14 protein-coding genes are annotated in these 20,368 nt (G+C 62.2%); 1 reads left to right on the top strand and 13 read right to left on the bottom strand.

Going from position 1 to position 20,368, the window contains the following annotated elements; all coding sequences use genetic code 11:
- Nucleotides 1–25: 25 nt before the first annotated feature.
- The 10 genes from VJZ71_10405 to VJZ71_10360 form a co-directional block, all read right to left on the bottom strand.
- A complete protein-coding gene (locus VJZ71_10405) occupies nt 26–1,492 on the bottom strand; it encodes an SBBP repeat-containing protein (GenBank protein ID HKQ48470.1) in 1,467 nt (488 codons plus the stop codon).
- 36 nt (nt 1,493–1,528) lie between these two features.
- Complete coding sequence (locus VJZ71_10400; protein ID HKQ48469.1) at nt 1,529–2,908, bottom strand: thrombospondin type 3 repeat-containing protein; 1,380 nt, start codon at nt 2,906–2,908, stop codon at nt 1,529–1,531.
- A 36-nt stretch (nt 2,909–2,944) separates the two neighbouring features.
- Nucleotides 2,945–4,252, bottom strand: coding sequence for an SBBP repeat-containing protein (locus VJZ71_10395; protein ID HKQ48468.1), 1,308 nt, complete (start codon nt 4,250–4,252; stop codon nt 2,945–2,947).
- A gap of 10 nt (nt 4,253–4,262) precedes the next feature.
- Nucleotides 4,263–5,651, bottom strand: a complete 1,389-nt coding sequence (locus tag VJZ71_10390) for an NHL repeat-containing protein (protein ID HKQ48467.1) — start codon at nt 5,649–5,651, stop codon at nt 4,263–4,265.
- Between the two features lie 14 nt (nt 5,652–5,665).
- Nucleotides 5,666–7,015 (bottom strand): thrombospondin type 3 repeat-containing protein, encoded by a 1,350-nt coding sequence (locus VJZ71_10385; GenBank protein HKQ48466.1) that lies wholly within the window; start codon nt 7,013–7,015, stop codon nt 5,666–5,668.
- 12 nt (nt 7,016–7,027) lie between these two features.
- On the bottom strand, nt 7,028–8,257 hold the full coding sequence (locus VJZ71_10380) for a hypothetical protein (GenBank protein HKQ48465.1): 1,230 nt from the start codon (nt 8,255–8,257) through the stop codon (nt 7,028–7,030).
- A 54-nt stretch (nt 8,258–8,311) separates the two neighbouring features.
- On the bottom strand, nt 8,312–9,703 hold the full coding sequence (locus VJZ71_10375; GenBank protein ID HKQ48464.1) for a hypothetical protein: 1,392 nt from the start codon (nt 9,701–9,703) through the stop codon (nt 8,312–8,314).
- Nucleotides 9,704–9,714: 11 nt separating this feature from the next.
- Entirely contained in the window at nt 9,715–12,075 is a 2,361-nt protein-coding gene (locus VJZ71_10370) for a thrombospondin type 3 repeat-containing protein (protein HKQ48463.1), read from the bottom strand.
- Between the two features lie 350 nt (nt 12,076–12,425).
- A complete protein-coding gene (locus VJZ71_10365; protein HKQ48462.1) occupies nt 12,426–14,075 on the bottom strand; it encodes a proprotein convertase P-domain-containing protein in 1,650 nt (549 codons plus the stop codon).
- Nucleotides 14,076–14,128: 53 nt separating this feature from the next.
- Complete coding sequence (locus tag VJZ71_10360; GenBank protein HKQ48461.1) at nt 14,129–15,397, bottom strand: PEP-CTERM sorting domain-containing protein; 1,269 nt, start codon at nt 15,395–15,397, stop codon at nt 14,129–14,131.
- Between the two features lie 221 nt (nt 15,398–15,618).
- Here VJZ71_10360 and VJZ71_10355 point away from each other — a divergent pair, with 221 nt between their 5' ends.
- A complete protein-coding gene (locus VJZ71_10355) occupies nt 15,619–16,494 on the top strand; it encodes a sigma-70 family RNA polymerase sigma factor (GenBank protein ID HKQ48460.1) in 876 nt (291 codons plus the stop codon).
- A 770-nt stretch (nt 16,495–17,264) separates the two neighbouring features.
- On the opposite strand, the gene VJZ71_10350 is transcribed toward VJZ71_10355, so the two are convergent.
- The 3 genes from VJZ71_10350 to VJZ71_10340 form a co-directional block, all read right to left on the bottom strand.
- Nucleotides 17,265–18,032 carry a hypothetical protein gene (locus tag VJZ71_10350; protein ID HKQ48459.1) on the bottom strand — a complete coding sequence of 256 codons (768 nt, stop codon included), beginning with the start codon at nt 18,030–18,032 and terminating at the stop codon, nt 17,265–17,267.
- Nucleotides 18,033–18,068: 36 nt separating this feature from the next.
- Complete coding sequence (locus VJZ71_10345) at nt 18,069–18,857, bottom strand: hypothetical protein (protein ID HKQ48458.1); 789 nt, start codon at nt 18,855–18,857, stop codon at nt 18,069–18,071.
- A gap of 239 nt (nt 18,858–19,096) precedes the next feature.
- On the bottom strand, nt 19,097–20,356 hold the full coding sequence (locus VJZ71_10340) for a TIGR03435 family protein (protein ID HKQ48457.1): 1,260 nt from the start codon (nt 20,354–20,356) through the stop codon (nt 19,097–19,099).
- Between the last annotated feature and the right edge of the window lie 12 nt (nt 20,357–20,368).

The raw sequence follows: 20,368 nt of genomic DNA, 5'->3' as shown, positions 1-20,368 counted from the left end.
TCTTCGTCATCATGTGATTGGCTCGCTACAGGGTTCGCTTGGTCCGCCTCCGCCGCAGACGCCAACCAATTATGCACGCCGGCAGAAGCAACCCCGCGACCGGGAACACGCCCGGCGCACAGGTACCGCAGGCGCCGTCAGGTGGTGGCGGCGGTTCGCATGCATCGCCCACGCCATCCGCATCGCTATCCGCCTGATCCGCATTGAACACCGCCGGGCAGTTGTCGCACACGTCTCCCTTCCCATCCCCGTCCTCATCGGCCTGGTCCGCGTTGAACACGCTCGGACAATTGTCACAAGCGTCGGCCTTTCCATCGCCATCCGTCTCCGCCTGGTCGGGATTCGACGTGCCGATACAGTTGTCCACGGCGTCGGCCACACCGTCTCCGTCTGTATCCGGCGCGAGCTTAAAAGCATTGTCGCTGATGACCCCAACCACATAGACGTTGCCCGCCCCATCCACCGCAACATCCAGCGGACTATTGAGAACATTGCCTGCGCCGTCGCCGGTCGCGCCCATAATCTCGCTAATGACCCCCGCGGGCGTGATCCGGAACAGGTTGGAACTGTTGGCCCCCGTCACATACACATGGCCCGACGAATCCACGGCGACGCCGCGCGCCGTCTCCAGTACATTCCCCGCGCCGTCCCCCGTCGCATCGATGATCTCCGTAATCACCCCCGCCGGCGTGATCTTGAAGACGTTGTCACTGTTCACACCCGCCACATAAACGTTGCCGGCGGCGTCCGCCGCGACGCCCACGGGACTATCGAGGACATTCCCCGCCCCGTCGCCCGTCGCATCGATGATCTCGCTGACCACAAAACCAGGAGTGATCTTGAACACATTGTGGCTGGCAAAGCCCGTCACGTAGGCATTGCCCGCATCATCCACGGCCACGCCGAAGGGATCGTCAAGGGCGCTCATCCCGTCGCCCGCGAAGCTGATGACCCGCGTGATGCCGCCGGCGGGAAAGATCCGAAAGGCATTGTCGCTAAACCGCCCGGTCACAAAGACATTACCCGACGCATGCACCGCGATAGCGCCGGGATGATTGAACATGCTGATTCCATCCCCCGCCGCACTGATGATCCGGGAAATAACTCCCCCCGGCGTGATCTTGAACGCATTATCGCTATCTTCCCCAGCGACATACACATTCCCGGAAGCCGTCGCCGCGATATCTTGTGCATCCAGGAGCGGATTCACGCCGTCGCCCGCCGAGTCGATGATCTCGGTGATGACGCCACCGGGCGTAATCTTGAATGCATTGTCAGTTCCGGCCCCCGCGACATACACATTTCCGGCCCCATCCACATCAATCCCGACCGGAGCATCGAGCGTATTCACCCCGCCCGCTCCCGACGCGTCAATGATCTCTGTAATGACGTACTGCCCGCGCGCCTCACCCGCCCCCACCGTAAATACGGCGAGAAGCGCTGTGCATACCACAAGAATAGATCGCCTCGTCGGCAATGGAACACAAATCATGCCGTCCCCCTTTCTTAACTTGTCGCCCTGTCGGCCTCAGCAGCCGCTTCTTCGTCGCCGGATCTCTCTTATCCCCAGCGGTACGACGAGGACGGAGAACATCACGCCCGGCGCGCACACCCCGCACGGTGCCGGCGCGGGAGCATCACACGCATCGCCGATCCCATCTGCATCGCTGTCCGCCTGATCGGCATTAAACGCCGCCGGACAATTATCGCAGCCGTCGCCCTTCCCGTCCCCGTCCCCATCGGCCTGGTCCGCGTTGAATACTGTCGGACAGTTGTCGGCGTCATCAGCCTTGCCGTCGCCGTCCGTATCCGGCGCGATCTTGAAGGCGTTGTCGCTGAACTGCCCCGTCAAATAGGCGTTGCCCGCGGCATCCACGGCGATGCCAAATACTTCATCAAGGCCATGGCCCGCCCTGTCGCCGGCGGCGTCGATGATCTCGGTGATAACTCCGCCGGGCGTGATCTTGAAGGCGTTGTCGCTGAATAATCCCGTCAAATAGACGATGCCCGTGGCATCCACGGCGATGCCATACATTTCATCAAGGCCATGGCCCGCCCCATCGCCGGCCGCGTCAATGATCAGGGTGATGACTCCGGCGGGCGTGATCTTGAAGGCGGTGTCGCTGAACTGTCCCGTCACATAGGCGTTGCCCGCACCGTCCACGGCGATGCCGGCAGGAGAACTAAAGATATTTCCCGCGCCATCCCCGGTCGCATCGATGATCTCGGTAATGACTCCGGCGGGCGTGATCTTGAAGGCGTTGTCGCTGACCAGGCCAATCACATAGGCGTTGCCCGCGGCGTCCACGGCGATACCGAAAGTCTGATCAAGGACGTTTCCCGCGCCGTCGCCGGTCGCGTCGATGATCTGGGTAATCACCCCGGCGGGGGTGATCTTGAAGGCATTGTCGCTGAAGGCTCCGGCCACGTAGACGTTGCCCGCGGCGTCCACGGCGATCGCGCTAGGAGCATCAAGGACATGGCCCCCGCCAGCGCCGGTCGCGTCGATGATCTCGGTAATGACTCCGGCGGGCGTAATCTTGAAGGCGTTATCGCTGACCTCTCCCGTCACGTAGGCGTTGCCCGCGCCGTCGACGGCGATTCCTGTTGCACCATTAAAGACATGACCGCCGTCGCCGGTCGGATCGATGATCTCGGTGATGGCCCCGGCGGGCGTGATCTTGAAGGCGTTGTCGCTGAACAGACTCGCCACGTAGACGTTGCCCGCGGCGTCCACGGCGATGGCGCTCGGACCATCAAGGCCTTGGCCCTCCCCCCCGCTCGCGTCGATAATCTCGGTGATAATGAGCTGCGCGCTCGCCCTCCCCGAAATGATCGCCATGTCGACGAAAGCAAGGACGAACAAGAATTGAAAAACGCGCCGGTTTGAGTACGAGCCGATGAGCATATATATCCCCTGTTCTGGCCTGGCGAATTGTCCGCCTTACCGACGGCTCTTCCGCCGCCGCAGCCGCCAACCGATCAAACACGCCGGCAGTAGCAACCCCACGACCGGAAACACCCCCGGCGCACAGCACCCGACCGCCTGCGGCGCGCAGGCATCGCCCACACCGTCGCCGTTTGCATCCGCCTGATCCGGATTGGAGATCTCGGGGCAATTGTCGGCGATATCGCTCACGCCATCCCCGTCAATATCCGGCGCGATCCTGAAGGCGTTATCGCTGAGGTTGCCGGCCACAAAGACATTGCCCGTGCTATCCACGGCGATGCCGCTGGGAGAATCTAGAACGTGCCCCGCGCCGTCGCCGGCCGCGTCAGCGATCTGCGCGATGACTCCGGCCGGGGTAATTTTGAAGACGTTGTCAGTGTTGAAGCCGCTGACATAGGCGTTGCCCGCGGCGTCCGCGGCGATGCGGTAGGGAAACTCCAAGCCATTCCCCGCGCCGTCGCCGCTCGCGTCAATGATCTGAGTGATAACCCCGCCGGGGGTGATCCTGAAAGCGTTGTCGCTTTCGCCTCCTGTGATAAAAACGTTACCCGCGCCATCCACGACGATGCCTTGGGGACTATCAAGAATATGGCCCGCGCCGTCGCCAGTCGCGTCGATGATCTGAGTGATGGCTCCCCCGGACGCGATCCGGAAGGCATTGTCGCTGACCGCCCCGGCGACGTAGACGTTGCCCGCGGCGTCCGCGGCGACGTTGATGGGAAAATCAAGGGCCTGACCTGCACCCGCGCCGGTGGCGTCGATGATCCGGGTGATAATCCCGGCGGGCGTTATCTTAAAGACGTTGTCGCTGCCGCCGCCCGCCACATACGCGTTGCCCCCGGTATCGACCACGATGCTGATTGCAAAACTAAGGCTATGGCCCGCGCCGTCGCCGGTCGCGTCGATGATTTGAGTGATGACTCCGCCGGGCGTGACCTTAAAGGCGCTGTTGTTGTCGATGTCGGCCACATAGACGTTTCCTGCGGTATCCACGGCGATACCGGCAGGGCCGCTCAGCCCGTGCACGCCGTCGCCGGTCGAGTCGATGATCTGAGTGATGGCCCCGGCGGGGGTGATCCTAAAAGCGTTGTGGCTGGAGAGAGCCGTCGCATAGGCATTGCCCGCGGAATCCACGGCGATCTCTTGAGGGTAAACATAGGCATGGCCCTCGCCGCCGGTAACGTCGATGATCTGCGTAATGATGGACGCGGCACTCGCCCGACCGGCTCCAAGGGCCAATACGGCCAGAATGGCGACAAGCGAAAGAAGGCGGCACGGGTCTGGTAGTCGGCGCCCAAACATACGTATCTCCTCAGAGTTTCGCGCGAAGGCAGGCGCGAACGCGCCGCTGCCGCATCCCCTTGAGCGCCAACGGCACGATCATAACCGACAGCATCACCCCTGGCGCGCAAACGCCGCAGGGCGCCGGCGCGGGAGTATCGCACGCATCCCCGATCCCGTCGGCATCGCTATCCGCCTGATCCACGTTGAACACTGCCGGACAATTGTCGCACGCGTCCCCCTTTCCGTCCCCATCCCCATCGGCCTGGTCCGCATTGAAGACGGTCGGGCAGTTGTCTACTTCACCAGCCTTGCCATCGCCGTCCGTATCCGGCGCGATCTTGAACGCATTATCGCTGACGCCTCCCGTGACGTACGCAATTCCCGTAGCGCTCACAGCAATCCCCTGCGTTATCTTGAGAGGATGGCCGAGTCGATCTCCGGCGCCGTCGATGATCTTCGAAATATCCCCCGCGGGCGTGATTCTGAAGACATTGCTGCTGCCCGATCCTCCCACATACGCATTGTCCGCGCCATCCACGACCACTTCGTAGGGAGTTTCGAGGACGCTCGACCCATCGCCGTTCGCGTCCAGGACCTGAGAAATGCCCCCCGCGGGCGTGATCTTGAACACGTTGGAGCTGTTATTACCCGCAACATATACGTCCCCGGCGGCATCCACCCCCACGCCGGTCGCAACATCCAGCACGTTTCCCGCGCCGTCACCGCTGGCGTCGATGATCTGCGTAATCGCCCCGCCGGGCGTGATCTTGAAGGCGTTGTTGCTGATCGCGCCCGTTACGTAGACATTTTCCGCCCCATCAACTGCAACGAAATTGGGAGCATTGAGCGCATGGCCCTCCCCGCCCGTCGCGTCGATAATCTGAGTAATGGCCCCGGCAGGCGTGATCCTGAAAACGTTGTCGCTCCCCGACCCCGTCACATAGACGTTGCCGGATCCGTCAACTGCCAGGCCGACGGCGCTGTCGAGGGCGTGCGTCCCGTCGCCCGTCGCGTCAATGATCTCGGTGATGGCCCCGGCGGGACTGATCCGGAACACATTGTCGCTCTTGATCCCCGCCACATAGGCATTGCCCGCGGAATCAGCGGCGACCCCCGACGGCAGATCGAGCGCGTTGCCCGTCCCGTCGCCCGTCGCGTCGATGATCTGCGTGATCGCCCCGCCCGGCGTGATCTTGAAGGCATTCTCGAGACCTCCGCTCACGAACACATTACCCGCGCCATCGACCGCGATGTCGAAGGGGTTATCCAGCGCATGGCCCCCGCCGCCGGTCGCGTCGATGATCTCAGTGACGATGAGCTGCCCGCTCGCCCGTCGCACCCCGAGAACACCGATCGAAACGCTGACGACAAATCCGAGCGCAACGCAACCCCGATACGCTGCCGATCGCCTGAACATAGCGTCTCCTGTCGTTACTTCCCGGCACGGGCCCGTCTCGCCCGCCGCAGCCGCCAGCCAATCAACCACGCTGGCAGGACCAGCCCCGCCACCGGGAACACGCCCTGAGCGCAAGTGCCGCAGGCGCTGTCGGCCGGCGGCGGAGTCTCGCACACATCGCCGATGCCGTCTGCATCGCTGTCCGCCTGGTCCGCATTGAACGTCGCCGGACAATTGTCGCACGCGTCGCCTTTGCCATCGCCATCGGGATCGGCTTGGTCGGAATTGGAAACGATAGGGCAATTGTCGGCGCCGTTGGAAACGCCGTCGCCGTCGTTATCGAACGCGACGTTGTCGCACACGTTGCCCACGCCATCGCCCTCGTTGTCGGTCTGATCGGTGTTGGAGACGAACCGGCAGTTGTCGGCGGCGTCGGGCACGCCGTCGCCGTCGCCGTCGTTGTCGAAGATCAGGAATGTCGGCCCATCCAGCCCGCCGGAGGCGGCCGCGACGAAGGCGTCGATGAAGGCGCCGGTCACGCCGTTGTAGCGCAGGATGCTGTCGGTGCTTGCACTGCTGACGTACAGGTTGCCATCCGGGCCGAAGACCAGACCAATGGGGACATCCAGCCCGCCGGAGGCGGCGGAGACGAAAGCATCGATGAAGCCGCCGGTCGTGCCGTTGTAGCGCAGGACACTGGCGGTGAGGCCGCTGCTGACGTACAGGTGGCCGTCCGGGCCAAAGACCAGGCCGATGGGCGCATCCAGCCCGCCGCCGGCCGCGGGGACGAAGGCGTCGATGAAGGCGCCGGTCGCGCCATTGTAGCGCAGGACGCTGTCGGTGCTCTCACTGCTGACGTACAGGTTGCCATCCCGGCCGAAAACCAGGCCGCGGGGGAATGTTAATCCAGCGCTACCAGTCGGGACGAAGGCGTCGATGAAGACACCGGTCGCGCCGTTGTAGCGCAGGATGCTGCCAGTAACGTAACTGCTGACGTACAGGTTGCCGTCCGGGCCGAAGATCAGGCCTTCGGGCCCATCCAGCCCGCCGGCGGCGGTCGGGACGAAGGCGTCGATAAAGGCGCCGGTCGCGCCGTTGTAGCGCAGGACGCTGTCGGTGATGCCACTGCTGACGTACAGATTGCCGTCCGGGCCGAAGACCAGGCCGAATGGCGCATTCAGCCCGCCGCTGGCGGCGGGGACGAAGGCGTCGCTGAAGGTCCCCGTGTCGCCGTTGTAGCGCAGGACCTGGTTGGTGATAGAACTGCCGACGAGCAGCCGGACCGGCTGGGCCGAGGCGCCGGCAGCCGCGCCCAACGCTAGGACTGCCGCCCACGTGAGGGCACACTGGCTACCCATTCCAGAGACGCGATTCTTTGTCATCATGTGATTGGCTCGCTACCGGGTTCGTCTGGCCAGCCGCCGCCGCAGCCGCCAGCCAATCAACCACGCCGGCAGGACCAGCCCCGCCACCGGGAACACGCCCTGAGCGCAGGTGCCGCAGGCGCTGTCGGCCGGCGGAGGTGGCGGTGGCGGCTCGCACGCATCCCCCGTGCCGTTCCCATCCGCATCCGCCTGATCCGCGTTAAACGTCGTCGGGCAATTGTCACAAACATCGCCCTTCCCATCCCCATCCGCGTCGTCGCAGGTCTCGACATTGGGCACGTACGTCCCGCCCATACCCTCGCAGGTCGTCTTGTCGAGCTGCTGACAGGAAGCGTCGGGCAGGCAGCACGCACTGGGGCACGGACTGGGCGAGCAGGTGTAGTTGCCGCCCCAAAAAGAAGTTCCGCCAAGGACGTTGCATTGGCTGGGGAGCTGGTCGGCTACACAGCCGGTACCCGGCACGCAGCAAGAACCGTCGAAGAAGGTGGCCGGCGTGTTGATCGTGAGGAGAACGGCAAAGACCGACTTGCTCCCCGCGGGGATGGTGCGCGTCCACTGAAAACCACCGGTGAAGTCGTCGGGGCCAAAGGGAAGGCCGCTGTTGACGAAGTTATCCACTGCCCCGTCGATGAGTTCGTCCAGGACGGAAGGGCCATTGAAAGGCCTGACGAGATAGGCAGAAGCGCCAAGGGCGCGGTATTCAGCGGCGTTGCTGCCTGACAAATCGGTCAATCGCATGTAGTCGTTGGCGTGGACGAGCACGGCGGTGTCGTTGTTGCTGGTGGGTTGGAGGTCGATATCGGCCATGTGGAAGAGATGGAAGGTGAAGGCGGCGCCAGTGTTGTTGGTGATGATCATTTCAATCTGAACCCTGGCTTCGCCGGATTGGACCTCGGTAATAAAGGTGGATAAAGAGGCGGCGAAGTTCTGCCCGTTGACGTTGTTCCAGGTAATGGTGGCACCGTTGCTGATGTAGACCTCGTTGTTGGGGACCGAAAAAAGGCTCTCGGAGGCGTCCCCTTCAATGCGGTACCAGAAGCCTTGGGCGGCGAGGTGATCGGTGCCGATGGGCACTTCAAAATCGCATACCGGTGCAACACCGAAGGCCGTGTTGCTAAACGTAAACGCGACATTGCCGTCGGTGATCGTGCCGCCGACGGCATAGACGTTGTTCGCCGCGGCCATGACCAATGACGGCCCCAGGAGGGCGCGAAACAGCTTCAAAGCGCGATTCGTCTTCATGGCTCGATCCTCCCACAACAGGAAATGTTCGGAACCGCGAGGTCCGAGCCCGAATTATACCCCCACGCCTTCACGCAACAACCGCCCGCGACGGAGCCTGCGCCGCAGCCGCCAGCCCATCAACCACGCCGGTAGTATCAGACCCGCTACCGGAAACACGCCCTGAGCGCAGGTACCGCAGGCGCTGTCGGCCGGTGGCGGCGCGGCCTCGCAAGCGTCTCCCGTCCCATCGGCATCGGCATCCGCCTGATCGGCGTTAAACGTCGTCGGGCAATTGTCGCACGCGTCGCCCTTGCCATCGCCATCGCCGTCCGCCAGGTCCGCGTTGAACAAGGACGGACAATTGTCGACGCAATCAAATTTGCCATCACCGTCCGCGTCGGTGTCAGCAACGCCGCAGCCGCAGGCGCCGGGCGCGAACTTGTCGGCGTCATCGTCGCAAGACTCGCACGCATTCGCCGCGCCATCGCCGTCGCTGTCGGCGCAGCTCTCGCTATTGGGCACGTAGGTCCCGCCCATGCCCTCACAGGCGAACTGGCTGAGCAACTGACACGACGGGCCGGGCAGACAGCAGGCGCTGGGACACGGACTGGGCGAGCAACTGGCGATGCTGCCGAAACTATCCGTGGCGCCCTGGGCGATACATTCGCTGTAGATCTGGTCGGTCACACAGCCGGTACCCGGGATGCAGCAAGTCGTCATGTTGAAGACCGCCGGCGTGTTGATGGCAATAACAACGACAAAGACCGATTTGCCGCCGGCGGGGATGGTGCGGGTCCATTGAAAGCCGCCGGTGAAGTCGCCGGGCCCGAAGGGCAGGCCGGAGTTGTCGAAATTGGTCACGGAACCGTTGCTGAGTTCGGCACCCACGTCCGTTGCGCCGTTCGCTCGAACGAGAAACGCCGCGGTGTCCAGGGCGCGGTAATCGGCGGTGATGGCGCTCCCGCCCGTGGTCATTTGCATGTGGCCAGCCTGGAGGAGCACCGTGGAATCGTCATTGGCGGTGGGTTGTAGGTCGATATCGGCCATGTGGAAGAGATGGAGAGTGAGAGCGGTGCCGGTGTTGTTGGTGATGGTCATTTCAATCTGTGCGGTGGCGGCACCGGCGGCGACTTCGTGAATAAAGGTGAGCGAAGAAGCGGCGAAGCCCTGTCCATTGACATTGTTCCAGATGAGAGTCGCGCCGTTGCCTGAAGGAAACTCGGTGTTCGGGACGGGAAAAAAAGTCTCGGACAGGGCTCCTTCGATGCGATACCAGAATCCCTGCTCGAAGAGATGGCTCGTAGGAATGGGCACTCGAAAGTCACAGTCAGGGGTGCCATCAAAGGCCGATGCGTTGTAGCTGAAATCGACCATGCCGTCCGTGATCGTGAAAGGGACCGCATAAGCATTCGCCGCGGCCAGGCTCAGGCAGCTTGCGATCACCAAGGTGAGATGCGAATACATACTTTTCAAGATTAGCTCCTTATCGCCGGCCGTCGCCGGCGCAATTTCCACCCCATGATCGTGAGCGGCGTGAACAATCCGACCGTCGGAAACACGCCCGGCGCGCAGGCCCCGCAGCCGCCGTCGGGCGGCGGCGCACCGGCCTCACATGCATCGCCGATACCGTTCCCATCGCTGTCCGTCTGATCCGCGTTAAACGTCGCCGGACAGTTGTCGCACGCGTCTCCCTTGCCGTCGCCATCGCCGTCGGCCTGGTCGGCATTGAACGCGCTGGGACAGTTGTCGCAGACGTCTCCCTTCCCATCCCCGTCGCCGTCCGCCTGATCGTTGTTGGCGACGTCCGGACAGTTGTCGCAGGCACTGCCCCGATTGTCGCCGTCGGGGTTCGCCTGGTCGGCGTTCGACTGATTGGGACAATTGTCCAGATTGTCGCCCGTGCCGTCTTTGTCTTTATCCAACAAGGCGAAATCGATGAACTGGGCACTGAGGTTGAGCAGCTTCGGCTCAACGGCGTGGGTGTTGCGATCAATTTCGAAAATGCCGAAGAGGCCGGTGACCAGCAGATTGCCCGTGGTCAGCTCGTGGACACCATTCGCCGCTATCAGCTGGAAAGGCGTGAAGTGGTTCGTCACGGCAGCGTTCGGGGCATATTCAATAATGCCGCGCTGGTTTCCGGAGTTGGCCGCGGCCAGCAGTCGGCCGTTAGACGCGGTCGCAAGCTCCCGCGGATGCTGGTGAACCAACGCAAAACTACCGAGGGACGCGCCGGTATTGGCGTCGTACCGCAGAATCTCCTGGCCGCCCGAGTCGCTCACCAGGAGTTCGTCCGTATAAAAGCGGAGCTGGTTCGGAAGTCCGAGCCCGCCCGCGCCGTTGGCGACGAAGTTGCCGACGTAAGCTCCATTCGTGTCGAATTCGGCAACTGCGCTCTGGTTCGCCCCGGCGTTGACGCCGACCAGCAGATTTCCGTTGGGGCGCAGGGCCAGGCCCGCCGGCTCGTCCAGAATCATCGTGTCCACGCCGCCCGCCGGCGCGAAGATGCCCACATAGTTGCCGTTCAGATCGTACGCGTGCACCGCGTCGGTATTGATATCGGAAACCAGGATGCGCTGGCCATTCGCCGAGAGTACCGCCGAAACGGCGGTGGAAAGATGGGCCATGTCGGCGGGGACGAAGTTCGGATCGACCAGATTGCCCGTCGCCGGGTCAAATGCCATGATCCGATCGGACGTGCGGTCGGGTATCAGCAGAAGTCCGCGCGTGGCGAGCAGGGCGCGGGCCGGGTCGGCCAGGCCGCAATCCACCGTCCCGTCGCCGTCCACATCAATGTCCGGCTGATCGCACCCGCAAACGCCGGGCGCGGTCTTGAGGTTGGACATGGGGCACGTGTCACAGGCGTCGCCGAAGCCATCGAGGTCCGTGTCAGTCTGGCCGGGAGTATTGGCGGCGGTCGGGCAGTTGTCCCGGTGGTCCGCAAGGTTGTCCGCGTCCTGGTCGGCATACGGCGCACCGATCAACAGTAGGACGAAGCGGTAATTCGTCTGTCCCGCACCTCCGCTGCTGACGCGAACGAAGTACGTACCGTCAGCCGGCGCCGCCGCGGAGCCGGCGGCATTGCCGTTGGCACCGGCGACGTTGTCACCCGTGCCGTTCATAAGGACCGTCATGCCATCCGTGTCCAGGATTTCCAGCCCGGTATCGGTTTCAGTGCCGTCGTTGTCGGGGTCGTCGTCCATGATGACGACAAACGTGTCGTTCATGACGGCCTGAAACTTGTAATAGTCGACGGTGCCACCCACCAGATCGCCGACCACGAGCGCCCGGCTGATCACATTGGCCTGCATGCCGTTGTCGTTGGGTTCCGACTCCACCGTGGTCTGAGCGGGATCAACGATCGCGTGATAGAGACGATAGTCGTCAATGGTCCCGTTGTTTCCAAACTCGGTGACTTCGTAGAACACGTTGCCGGTCGCGGGCACAACGGCACCGGCGACCACGGACGAACTACTAGGGCCGTCGTCGTCGTCCATTTCGATTTCGGCACCCGCATTGTCGAGTACGCGCAGGACCGAATCCCTGTTCGCCGACGCAATCGTGTCCACGTAGGCGAAGACCAAATGGCCGGCCGTCACCCGCGGCACCCGCCAGTTGTCCGCGTCGCCGAGGGCGGGGCCGGGAGGTCCAATGTTGCCCGCGCCGATCTCATAGGGACGGAGGAGAGTGGCCGTGGCGGTCGTGTTGTTCTGCTCCACTTCACTGATGAGGGTGAAGCTGGTACACCCTGCCCAGAAAGGCAGCAAGACCAACAGGAACCCGCCGAGGTGGTGAAAGCGGTGCGAATGGCAGACCCGATTGTGCGCTGTCGACGACATGTTTACGCTCCAGTTCATCCTGCGGAGACGGCGCGCTAACGCACGCGCCGCGTACGCGTCAGATTTAAACCTTGCAGTGAGACGGCTCCGAAACGAGAGGCACCAGATTCGGTAGCGCCGTCCAGCCCGACCGCTTTAGCGGCGCGCCGTACAGTCCCCTCGTGCCCTGACATATTACCTGCTCAATGAATCCGCTGGAAGATATTTGGCCGGCCCGCGAGCGCCCCAGTTGGAGAATCGAGATTTGGAGCGGCCCAGAAAAAGAGGGGAGCCGCCCCCGCAATGCGGTCGAGCGACTCCCCTCGATATTCACCTTCAAAAGGGCCAAGAGAGCCCAGCCCCGCCGTCGATTATCGGCCGGTCCCGAGCCTGCGCCATCGGCGTAAGCGCCAACCGATCAGGCAGGCCGGCAGGAACAGCCCCGCTACCGGGAACACGCCGGGCGCGCAACAGCCACCCCCCGCCGGAGGAGGCCCGGACGTCTCGCAAGCATCGCCGATGCCGTCGTTGTCGGAGTCCGCCTGATCGGCATTGAACGTCATCGGGCAGTTGTCGCAGGCGTCCCCCTTGCCATCTCCATCACCATCAGTCTGATCGGCGTTGAAAGCGCCGGGGCAGTTGTCGCACGCGTCGCCCTTCCCGTCGCCGTCACCGTCCTCCTGACCGGAATTGGAAACGGTCGGGCAATTGTCCACGTTGCCACAATCGCCGTCGCCGTCCGCGTCATTCTCCGCGTCGTTCGGGCAAGAGTCGCAGGCATTCCCGTCCCCATCTCCGTCCGTATCGCCTTGACCGGCGTTGGCGACGGTCGGGCAGTTGTCGACGGGGCAGGTGTTTGCGGCAAATCCTGGGTTGCCGCGGCCGTCGCCGTCCGTGTCCGTGCAGGTATCACATGCGTCTCCCGTGGCATCGACGTCCGCATCCGGCTGCCGACACGTGTTAAGGATCAACGACCACGAACTGAGGTTGCCCGGTTGGGCATTGGTATTGTCATCCGTGATGGTCAGCGTCCAGGTGCCATTGGGGTCTTCCCCCACGAACGCGCCCATCGCCTCCTCGGGCACGAGCGTGGTCTCAACGGCGCCGTCAGCGAAACCGGTGTCCGTTACGGGTCCGGGCGGATTGGTATCACCGGCCGAATCGTCCCAGATCGTTCCGTCAAAGACGCTGTCATTGCTCGTGCCGCCATTGTCCGTGCTGATAGTTACGATCGTACCCGTGGGCGACTCAAGGGTAATATCCAGATCATCGTACGACGTGTGCGTGATGAATGTCCGCATGTTCACATCGCAAAGGAACGTGTCCAGCCCGCTCACCACAATGTCCGACATGATGGTGCTGTTGTCAGCGATGGCCATGCCGGTATTGTTGGTCACCGTGGATTGAGTGTTCGTGGGCGCGCCGGGAATCGTATAGACATTGAGGGACCACGAGGTCAGCGTGCCCGAGAAGCCGTTGGTGTTGTCGTCCGTCACCGTCAGGGTCCAGTCCCCATTGGGGTTTTCGCCGACAAAGGCCGACATCGCTTCCTCGGGAACGAGAGGCGTCGCTACGACGGTGTCAACATAGCCGTTATCCGTCGCCGGCCCCGGCGCGTTCGAATCGCCGCCGTCATCATCCCAAAACGTCCCGTTGAACACGTTGTCGTTCGAGTTGCCGCCGTTGTCGGTGGTCAACGTCACCACCGTCCCCGCCGGGGAGGTCAGCGTGATGTCCAGATCATCATTCGTGAGATGCGCGATGGTCGTGACCACATCCACATCCCAGATCTCAGGATCGACGCCCGAAACCGTGATGACCGACATGATCGTCTGATTGTCCCCCACCGCCGCCATATTGTTGTTGTTGAAGCTCGTTAACAGCGAAGGGCACCCCGGAGGAGGCGGTGGCGCGGCGCCCGCCAATACCGAATCAGGCGTCACCAACCCCCCGATGACCACTACCGCCAAGGTCAATGCGACAACAGCCCGAGCCAATCCGACTTCAAATCCTTTCTTCATCGTAAAAAGCTCCTGAAAATAGAATGTTCAACTGAGCGAGGTCCGAGCCCGGATCATACCCCCGCGCGTCGCCCCGACAAGCACGGGTAAACACGCCGACGCCTCTGAATCACTACGGCGAGCCCCACGATCACCAGCCCCAGAACCCCCGGCTCCGGCACCGGCGGATCGAACGCCACGTTCAGCGACCCGTCCGAATCCGCATACGCGATCGCCGGCCAGCTCGTCCCGAAGTCATCAAACGCCAGCGACGGCCTGCGAATCTTGTTCCCCGGCGCATCCATGGAAATCGTCCCATCGACCGGGCTCACCGGTAGCTGCCACATGACACTGTCGCGATACGCGAACATCAGCTCCTCCGCCCCGCTGCCTGTGTTCTTCCGCTCGTACGCAATCGCCGGCAGACCGTCGGAAAAATCAAACGCCAGGGACACGTCTTCGTAGCGAAACGTGTTGGTCGATGATGCCAATTCCGTCGTCTGCATCGAAAACCCGTTGAACTTCGAGTAATACAGCTTCGAGACCCCGGCGTTGTCCCGCGTCGAGTACGCCACCGCCATCCGCCCGTCCGTCGGGTCCATGGCCAGATCAACGCCCGTCACGTTGTCCGCCGCGACGTGCGTCACCGCCGACCAGCTCCCCCCGCCGAACGGCTCCGACGCCAGCACCAGCCCCTGATTCCCCGCGCTCAAGGTCACCCGCGCCGCGAGTTGCCGCAGCCCCCGATCGTCCGCCAGCATCGCCGCGTCGAGGATGCTCGTCACGCCCGACAATGTCGTCATGCTGGCATTCGAAAACAGCGTCCCGGAATATCCAATGTCAAAGAGATTCCCCGTCGGCGTCGTCCGGCTGTACATCCCCCGCAACGAGCCCGCCAGATCGTGCGACAGCGATACGATCGGGTTCGTCGAGTTCGCCCCCGTCGCCGTCAATTCCTGTGCCGCGCCCAGGTTGAAGCTCGCCTGCACCGACCCGTTCTGATTCACCCACGCCACGCTCGGCCGCTCCGAGCGGTCAAAGCTCAGGCTCGTCCGCAGCCCCGACCCTACGGCACTCGCCAGCTCCCGCGTGTTCCACTGGCCGAATCCCTGGAGCTGCGAGTAGCGCACCGAGTGCGCCCCGCCTACCTGCGACACCGACGACCACGACACGGCCGCCGAGCCGTAATGATCGAACGCCAGCACCGGCGTCGAGACATACGAACTCGCCAGCGGTACGCCGACTTCCGATTCAAACCACGTCGGCGTCCCGTTGATCCCGTACGCCGGACCCGCCAGCGCGATCGCCACCACCAGCGTCCCCGTCCAATTGATTCGATTCATGCTTGTCCTCCTCGCGTGAAACCCGCGCAATGGCCGCATTTATAACAACTTGCGGGGCCCGGAAACAAGCGGGTTGATTTCCCAATTTGTTAGGCTATTGTTAGGTGTTTGTTGGGCGAGCATGGGCCTCTGGCCCGTGCCAACCGGGCGATCCACTAGCTCTGTGGCGCCGGCTTAGCCGCTGCGGATTTCCCAAGGGATAGGTTTCTGAAGGAGGACCCATGTCGACCCGCGCCGCCATTCCCCTCGACGCCCTCTCCGCCCGACAGCGCCGACTCGTCGAATCCCATCTCCCCCTCATCCACCACACGCTCAATCGTCTCGACGAATGGGTCGCCCGCCTCCGCCGCACTGGTCGCTACGCCGAACTCGTCCAGGAAGGCAGCCTCGCCCTCATCGACGCCGTCCGCTCCCATGACCCGACGCGCCACGGCGCCTTCGCCCCCTACGCTATGGCCCGCATCCACTTCGCCGTCAGCCGCTTCGTCCACGAAACCCATTGCGCCATCCGCGTCCCCTACAGCACCCAGCGCCGCCGGCGACGCCGCTTCCGCGACGAAAAATCCCGCCACAACCCCAGCGCCCCGCCCCGCATCGTCCGCCTCTCCGCCCGCCACCACGTCGCCGCCCGCCCCTTCTCCCATCCCGCCGGTCCCGTCAACCCGAGCGCTGACGAGACGCCCACCCTCGGCGAGCGCATCCGCGACCGCATCGATCGCGCCGCCGCCCGCGCCGAACAGCGCCTCGCCCACGCCCCGCGCCTCACCCCCATCGGTCGCGAAGTCGTCGCCCGCTGCGCAAAAAACCGTTGGACCATCCCCGAGCCCGACGAAAAGACCCCCATCCGCGAACTCGCCCGCTCCTTGAATTGCCCGCCCAGCCACGTCCAGCGCTGCGAGGAGCGCTTCGTAAAGCGCGCCCGCGAGATCCTCAAGCGCGACCCCGCCCTCGCTCAACTCCGCGCCCTCACGCGCCGCGCCCCCGAAGGCCTCTCCCACCGCCCCACGCCGCACGAATTGGCAGTGATTAATTCTGATGGTGTGGCACCGGCTAATAGCCGGTGTAGGTTGGGCGAGGCTCCCGCCGAGCCAGCGTAGGGCGGGTTCCACCCGCCGCCCCTCTGAGATTTCTAATCTCAAATTCCGCGGCCCTATCCCACCTTCGCACCTTCTACCCTTCTCACTTGCGTGACAATTCGCTGGTGCGAGAATCCCTTCTCGCATCTTTTCCGTCCCTTCGGTCCCTGTGGTCCCTTCCGTCCCTTACGCCGCCGCGCCTGGCCCAAATGCCGCGCGATCCTCGACTACGGCGCAACCATTCAAATTGAATGCCCTTTCCCACCTTCGCACCTTCTACCCTTCTAACCTTTCTCGATCTCGCTCGTGCCCTTTCCCCGCCCCAAAGCGGGCGGAGGATCTTTCTTCTATTCATCATGTCCCCACACGTTCCCGGCTCACCGCCTCCCCCCGGGCCGCACCCGCCCCCGCTCATCGACTTCCCGCCTGTCCCTCCGGTCTCTTTTGTCCTTTCCGTCCCTTCGGTCCCTCCCTCTTCCCTACGCCAACGGCGTTCCGCCCTCTAGCCCAGGGTCGGTCGCCTCGGCGACCTACCCTGGGTCCGCGCAAAAAAAATCTCCCCCTACCCCAACGGGGTTGCGGCCTTTCCGATCCGCCCCATCGGGGCGATGGAACGTAGCCACGGTCGTAAGACCGTGGAACGGGAGTTCACAAAAAAACACCCCGCCCCGAAGAGGGCGGAGGATTACTCTTCTATTCACCATGTCCCCGAGCGCCACCGCCTCACCGCCTTCCCTCCGCCTCACCCGCCGCCGCTTCCAACACGAGGACCTTTTTTTGCTCCTCTGGAATCAGCGTGCCGCATTCGGGACATCTTCAGGCACGACCACTACCTCGGATGCTGCAACCCAGGCGCAGCGACTACATAATGAGTAGCCGGACTTCTTTGAACACGAACACATGCACATGCACTCGTAACCCACGGGGCACGATTTCGACGCGCGGCTACGGCTGCCGGATGGATCACTGCATGAGCATTGGCGCAATACCACTTGTGCTGGCCGACCCGATGGCTCTCCGGCCGGATCGCGCGCGGTCTCTTGATCCGAACGCGGAGAAGCCACAACAACGGCGTCCTTAAAACCGAATTCCGCCTTGAATGATTGCTTCGCGCCGTGTACATCAATTCTCATCAGCGCTGCCTGTTCGTCGTACTCCAGGTCCAGATAGCCCACGATGTGAAACACGGCGGCGAACTGCTCGGCGTGCGCGACCGGTTCGACTGGGAACCGGTGGACAACGGTGCCCGTTTTGGCCTCCTGGCTGAACGTGACCCGATCGTCCCTCTCCGCCAGAGAAAATCCGGCGAGTTTGCTCCTGAAGCCAACGGTCTTGTTGTCCCCCACTTCGATGATGATCAGGCCATCGGAGCGAATCCACACGACGCCTAGGCCGTCATACGGCAACTCCAGATTGCCCATGAGATCGCTCGACCGCGGTTTCGTCGATGGGTTGTAGGCGGACGCCCGCGGCGACGGCCCTGACAAAAACAGGATTGCAGCGGAGCTTGCAACAACAAAGGCGCCCACAATGGTCTTATGGAAATAGTTCGGATGCATAACGAAGACCTCCGTTGATTGCGTGAGCTAATCTCGTCAGTTCATCGAGGACTGTCCCGAATCACCTGCAAGAGGAGCCGTCTGCCCTGTCAATATAGACCGCTCATTACTTATAGCTTTTGAAATCTGGTTGTTATTTTCGTTCATCGTGACGCAAGGCACAGCTCCGCTTTCCAATCGATGCGATAGAGAAGCGATGAGATGTTCGAGCAAACTTGTCATCGCTTCTCGGCCGGCCCGATTGAGTCTGCCGTTTAGGTCGTGATAGTTCATGACCCAGAGAATAGGAGTCGTCCTACGGGCACTCTCCTCTTGCGAGACGGTAGGTTTTTGGCTGGAGATGTCCCACGCCTCAATTCGGATACTCAGGTGGCCGCGGCTGTAGCCAATCGTAAACGCTTCGTAACTCGCGACATTCGTTACTAGGAGTACCCCACGATGGCCCAGCCCCTTAAGCTGCGAGCAGACGAGCGATGGCTCAAGTTTGGCCTCGGCAGAGAGCTTTAGGTTGAGGCTCGATAACTCAATTAACGCGTTACTCATTCTGCTCGTGAGCGCTTCACTCACGCATTGGTACTCTGGAAAGCTCGGCGCATCCACCGAAGGGGCAGTTTCGTTCAACCTCCAGGTACAGCCGCCAGCGGAGCAGATGCGATCAGCGGTTGCCCAGATAATCGTGTCTTCTCCTATGCTAAAGGGCTTTTTCCCCACTTGAGTCACTGATTGCAAGTTGGTATCGACTGTCGTTGTTGAACATCCGCCACTCAAGAACATGATGTTAAGCAACAGCAGGCCAGAAACTCGAATTGTGAACGACTTGATCATTTCAATCTCCCAAATAATTTCCATCTCCCGTCACACGCTGCCATCCTCCCTGCGCCGATGTGGCGGCGGGGAGGCGGAACTCAACAGCGAAAGCAGCAATTCGCCAACCGTACGCCCGTTTCCCTCGCTCACTCCCGCCAACCGATCGATCGGTCGCGCCGACCCGCGCCAAAACGCCGTTAGCGCCCCGTCTACCGAGACGTCTTCGCTGCATCCAGGATGATCCATGCTTTTCGTGACTATTGATCTTTGCTCACCGAATCGTTTTCGATCACCAAGAACTCAACCGGCCGTTTGGCAGGACGCAGTTCGAGTCCGAGGGACTCGCGGATAGCCCGAATAAGCGAGTCCGGCTCATTGAGTTTCCCTTCCAGACGGATATCGTACCGGCCCTCAAGGCCCGTTTCGTCGATGACAGGTTTCTTAATCTGCGAACCCAGCCCTCGCGTCAGCGTCGCGAGGGGTTCATTGATCAGCTCAATGCGTTTTGGCGAGAATTTTGTAGACGTTCCACCCTCGCCCATGATGCTCGACGCGAGTTTCGCTGGACTGTCCTTTATTTTTTCCAATACGTAAACGTCTGTTTCGCGAGTTTCACGACGCGTCTTGATCCGAAAGGTCAATTCCACTGCTCGGCGAAGTAATTGATAGAGTTGCTCCTCCTGATCATTTGGCGCCGATGCGATGACGTCAAAGGTGCCCTTCGGCAGATCGGCCTTCACATCTATTTGGAATCTGGGGAAATCGTAGATATTGGAAAACAGGAAGCCCGGTTTACACCCCGTCATGGAGAATCTCCCGCCGCCGTGACCGCCACTCCCCATTTTCACTTTCGATGGGCGAATGAGAATCTGAAAGAGGGCGTCCAGTGCTTCTTTTTCGTTCGAATCGATCCGATCGTCTTCAACCTCACGAAACGCTGGCAGATTGAGCGGTTGGCCGGCGAGCAGCGATTCAAGGACCCTTACTGTCACGGCGTCTGGATCTGCCATGGCTATCGTGACGCCTTTGCCATCAACCAATACGGTCAGGGGAATTCCTCGAACGGCGTAATCGCGGAACAGGGAACCATTCGTATCCAAGCCGATCCAGCCCTCAATAGGACGGCGCTTCAGGAAAGGAACGATCTTCTCTTCCGATTGTTCGGTCACGGCTATGAATTCGATTGGACGATCTTTGAAGTGATTGCGAAGATCGTTCAGGTGCGGAATCGACGCCACGCAGGGCGCGCACCAAGTTGCCCAGAACTCCAGTACGACGCATTTTCCTTTGAGCGAAGACCAGGACGGGGCAGCGCCATCGGAAGCCTGAAGGAATTTTTCAATCGACAGCGCAGGAGCCACTTTTCCGATGAGGTCGGCTTGGCGCACTTTCTTGTTCGCTGGGTCTGACGCTACCTTCGCTGGGGGGTCGTCCACCGCACCGACCGCGGCGCACGAAAGGAAAATCGCACCCACCGCGACCCTTGCGATTCCACTGAACTTTGCGGCAGTGTTCATTGAACTATCTCC

The organism is Phycisphaerae bacterium, from assembly GCA_035275405.1.
GTDB lineage: Bacteria > Planctomycetota > Phycisphaerae > UBA1845 > UTPLA1 > DATEMU01.
This window is presented reverse-complemented; position numbering and strand designations above follow the sequence as displayed.

Coding starts and splice junctions, on each gene's coding strand:
- VJZ71_10405 (HKQ48470.1), bottom strand. CDS start 1,492: ATGATTTGTGTTCCATTGCCGACGAGGCGATCTATTCTTGTGGTATGC.
- VJZ71_10400 (HKQ48469.1), bottom strand. CDS start 2,908: ATGCTCATCGGCTCGTACTCAAACCGGCGCGTTTTTCAATTCTTGTTC.
- VJZ71_10395 (HKQ48468.1), bottom strand. CDS start 4,252: ATGTTTGGGCGCCGACTACCAGACCCGTGCCGCCTTCTTTCGCTTGTC.
- VJZ71_10390 (HKQ48467.1), bottom strand. CDS start 5,651: ATGTTCAGGCGATCGGCAGCGTATCGGGGTTGCGTTGCGCTCGGATTT.
- VJZ71_10385 (HKQ48466.1), bottom strand. CDS start 7,015: ATGATGACAAAGAATCGCGTCTCTGGAATGGGTAGCCAGTGTGCCCTC.
- VJZ71_10380 (HKQ48465.1), bottom strand. CDS start 8,257: ATGAAGACGAATCGCGCTTTGAAGCTGTTTCGCGCCCTCCTGGGGCCG.
- VJZ71_10375 (HKQ48464.1), bottom strand. CDS start 9,703: ATGTATTCGCATCTCACCTTGGTGATCGCAAGCTGCCTGAGCCTGGCC.
- VJZ71_10370 (HKQ48463.1), bottom strand. CDS start 12,075: ATGTCGTCGACAGCGCACAATCGGGTCTGCCATTCGCACCGCTTTCAC.
- VJZ71_10365 (HKQ48462.1), bottom strand. CDS start 14,075: ATGAAGAAAGGATTTGAAGTCGGATTGGCTCGGGCTGTTGTCGCATTG.
- VJZ71_10360 (HKQ48461.1), bottom strand. CDS start 15,397: ATGAATCGAATCAATTGGACGGGGACGCTGGTGGTGGCGATCGCGCTG.
- VJZ71_10355 (HKQ48460.1), top strand. CDS start 15,619: ATGTCGACCCGCGCCGCCATTCCCCTCGACGCCCTCTCCGCCCGACAG.
- VJZ71_10350 (HKQ48459.1), bottom strand. CDS start 18,032: ATGCATCCGAACTATTTCCATAAGACCATTGTGGGCGCCTTTGTTGTT.
- VJZ71_10345 (HKQ48458.1), bottom strand. CDS start 18,857: ATGATCAAGTCGTTCACAATTCGAGTTTCTGGCCTGCTGTTGCTTAAC.
- VJZ71_10340 (HKQ48457.1), bottom strand. CDS start 20,356: ATGAACACTGCCGCAAAGTTCAGTGGAATCGCAAGGGTCGCGGTGGGT.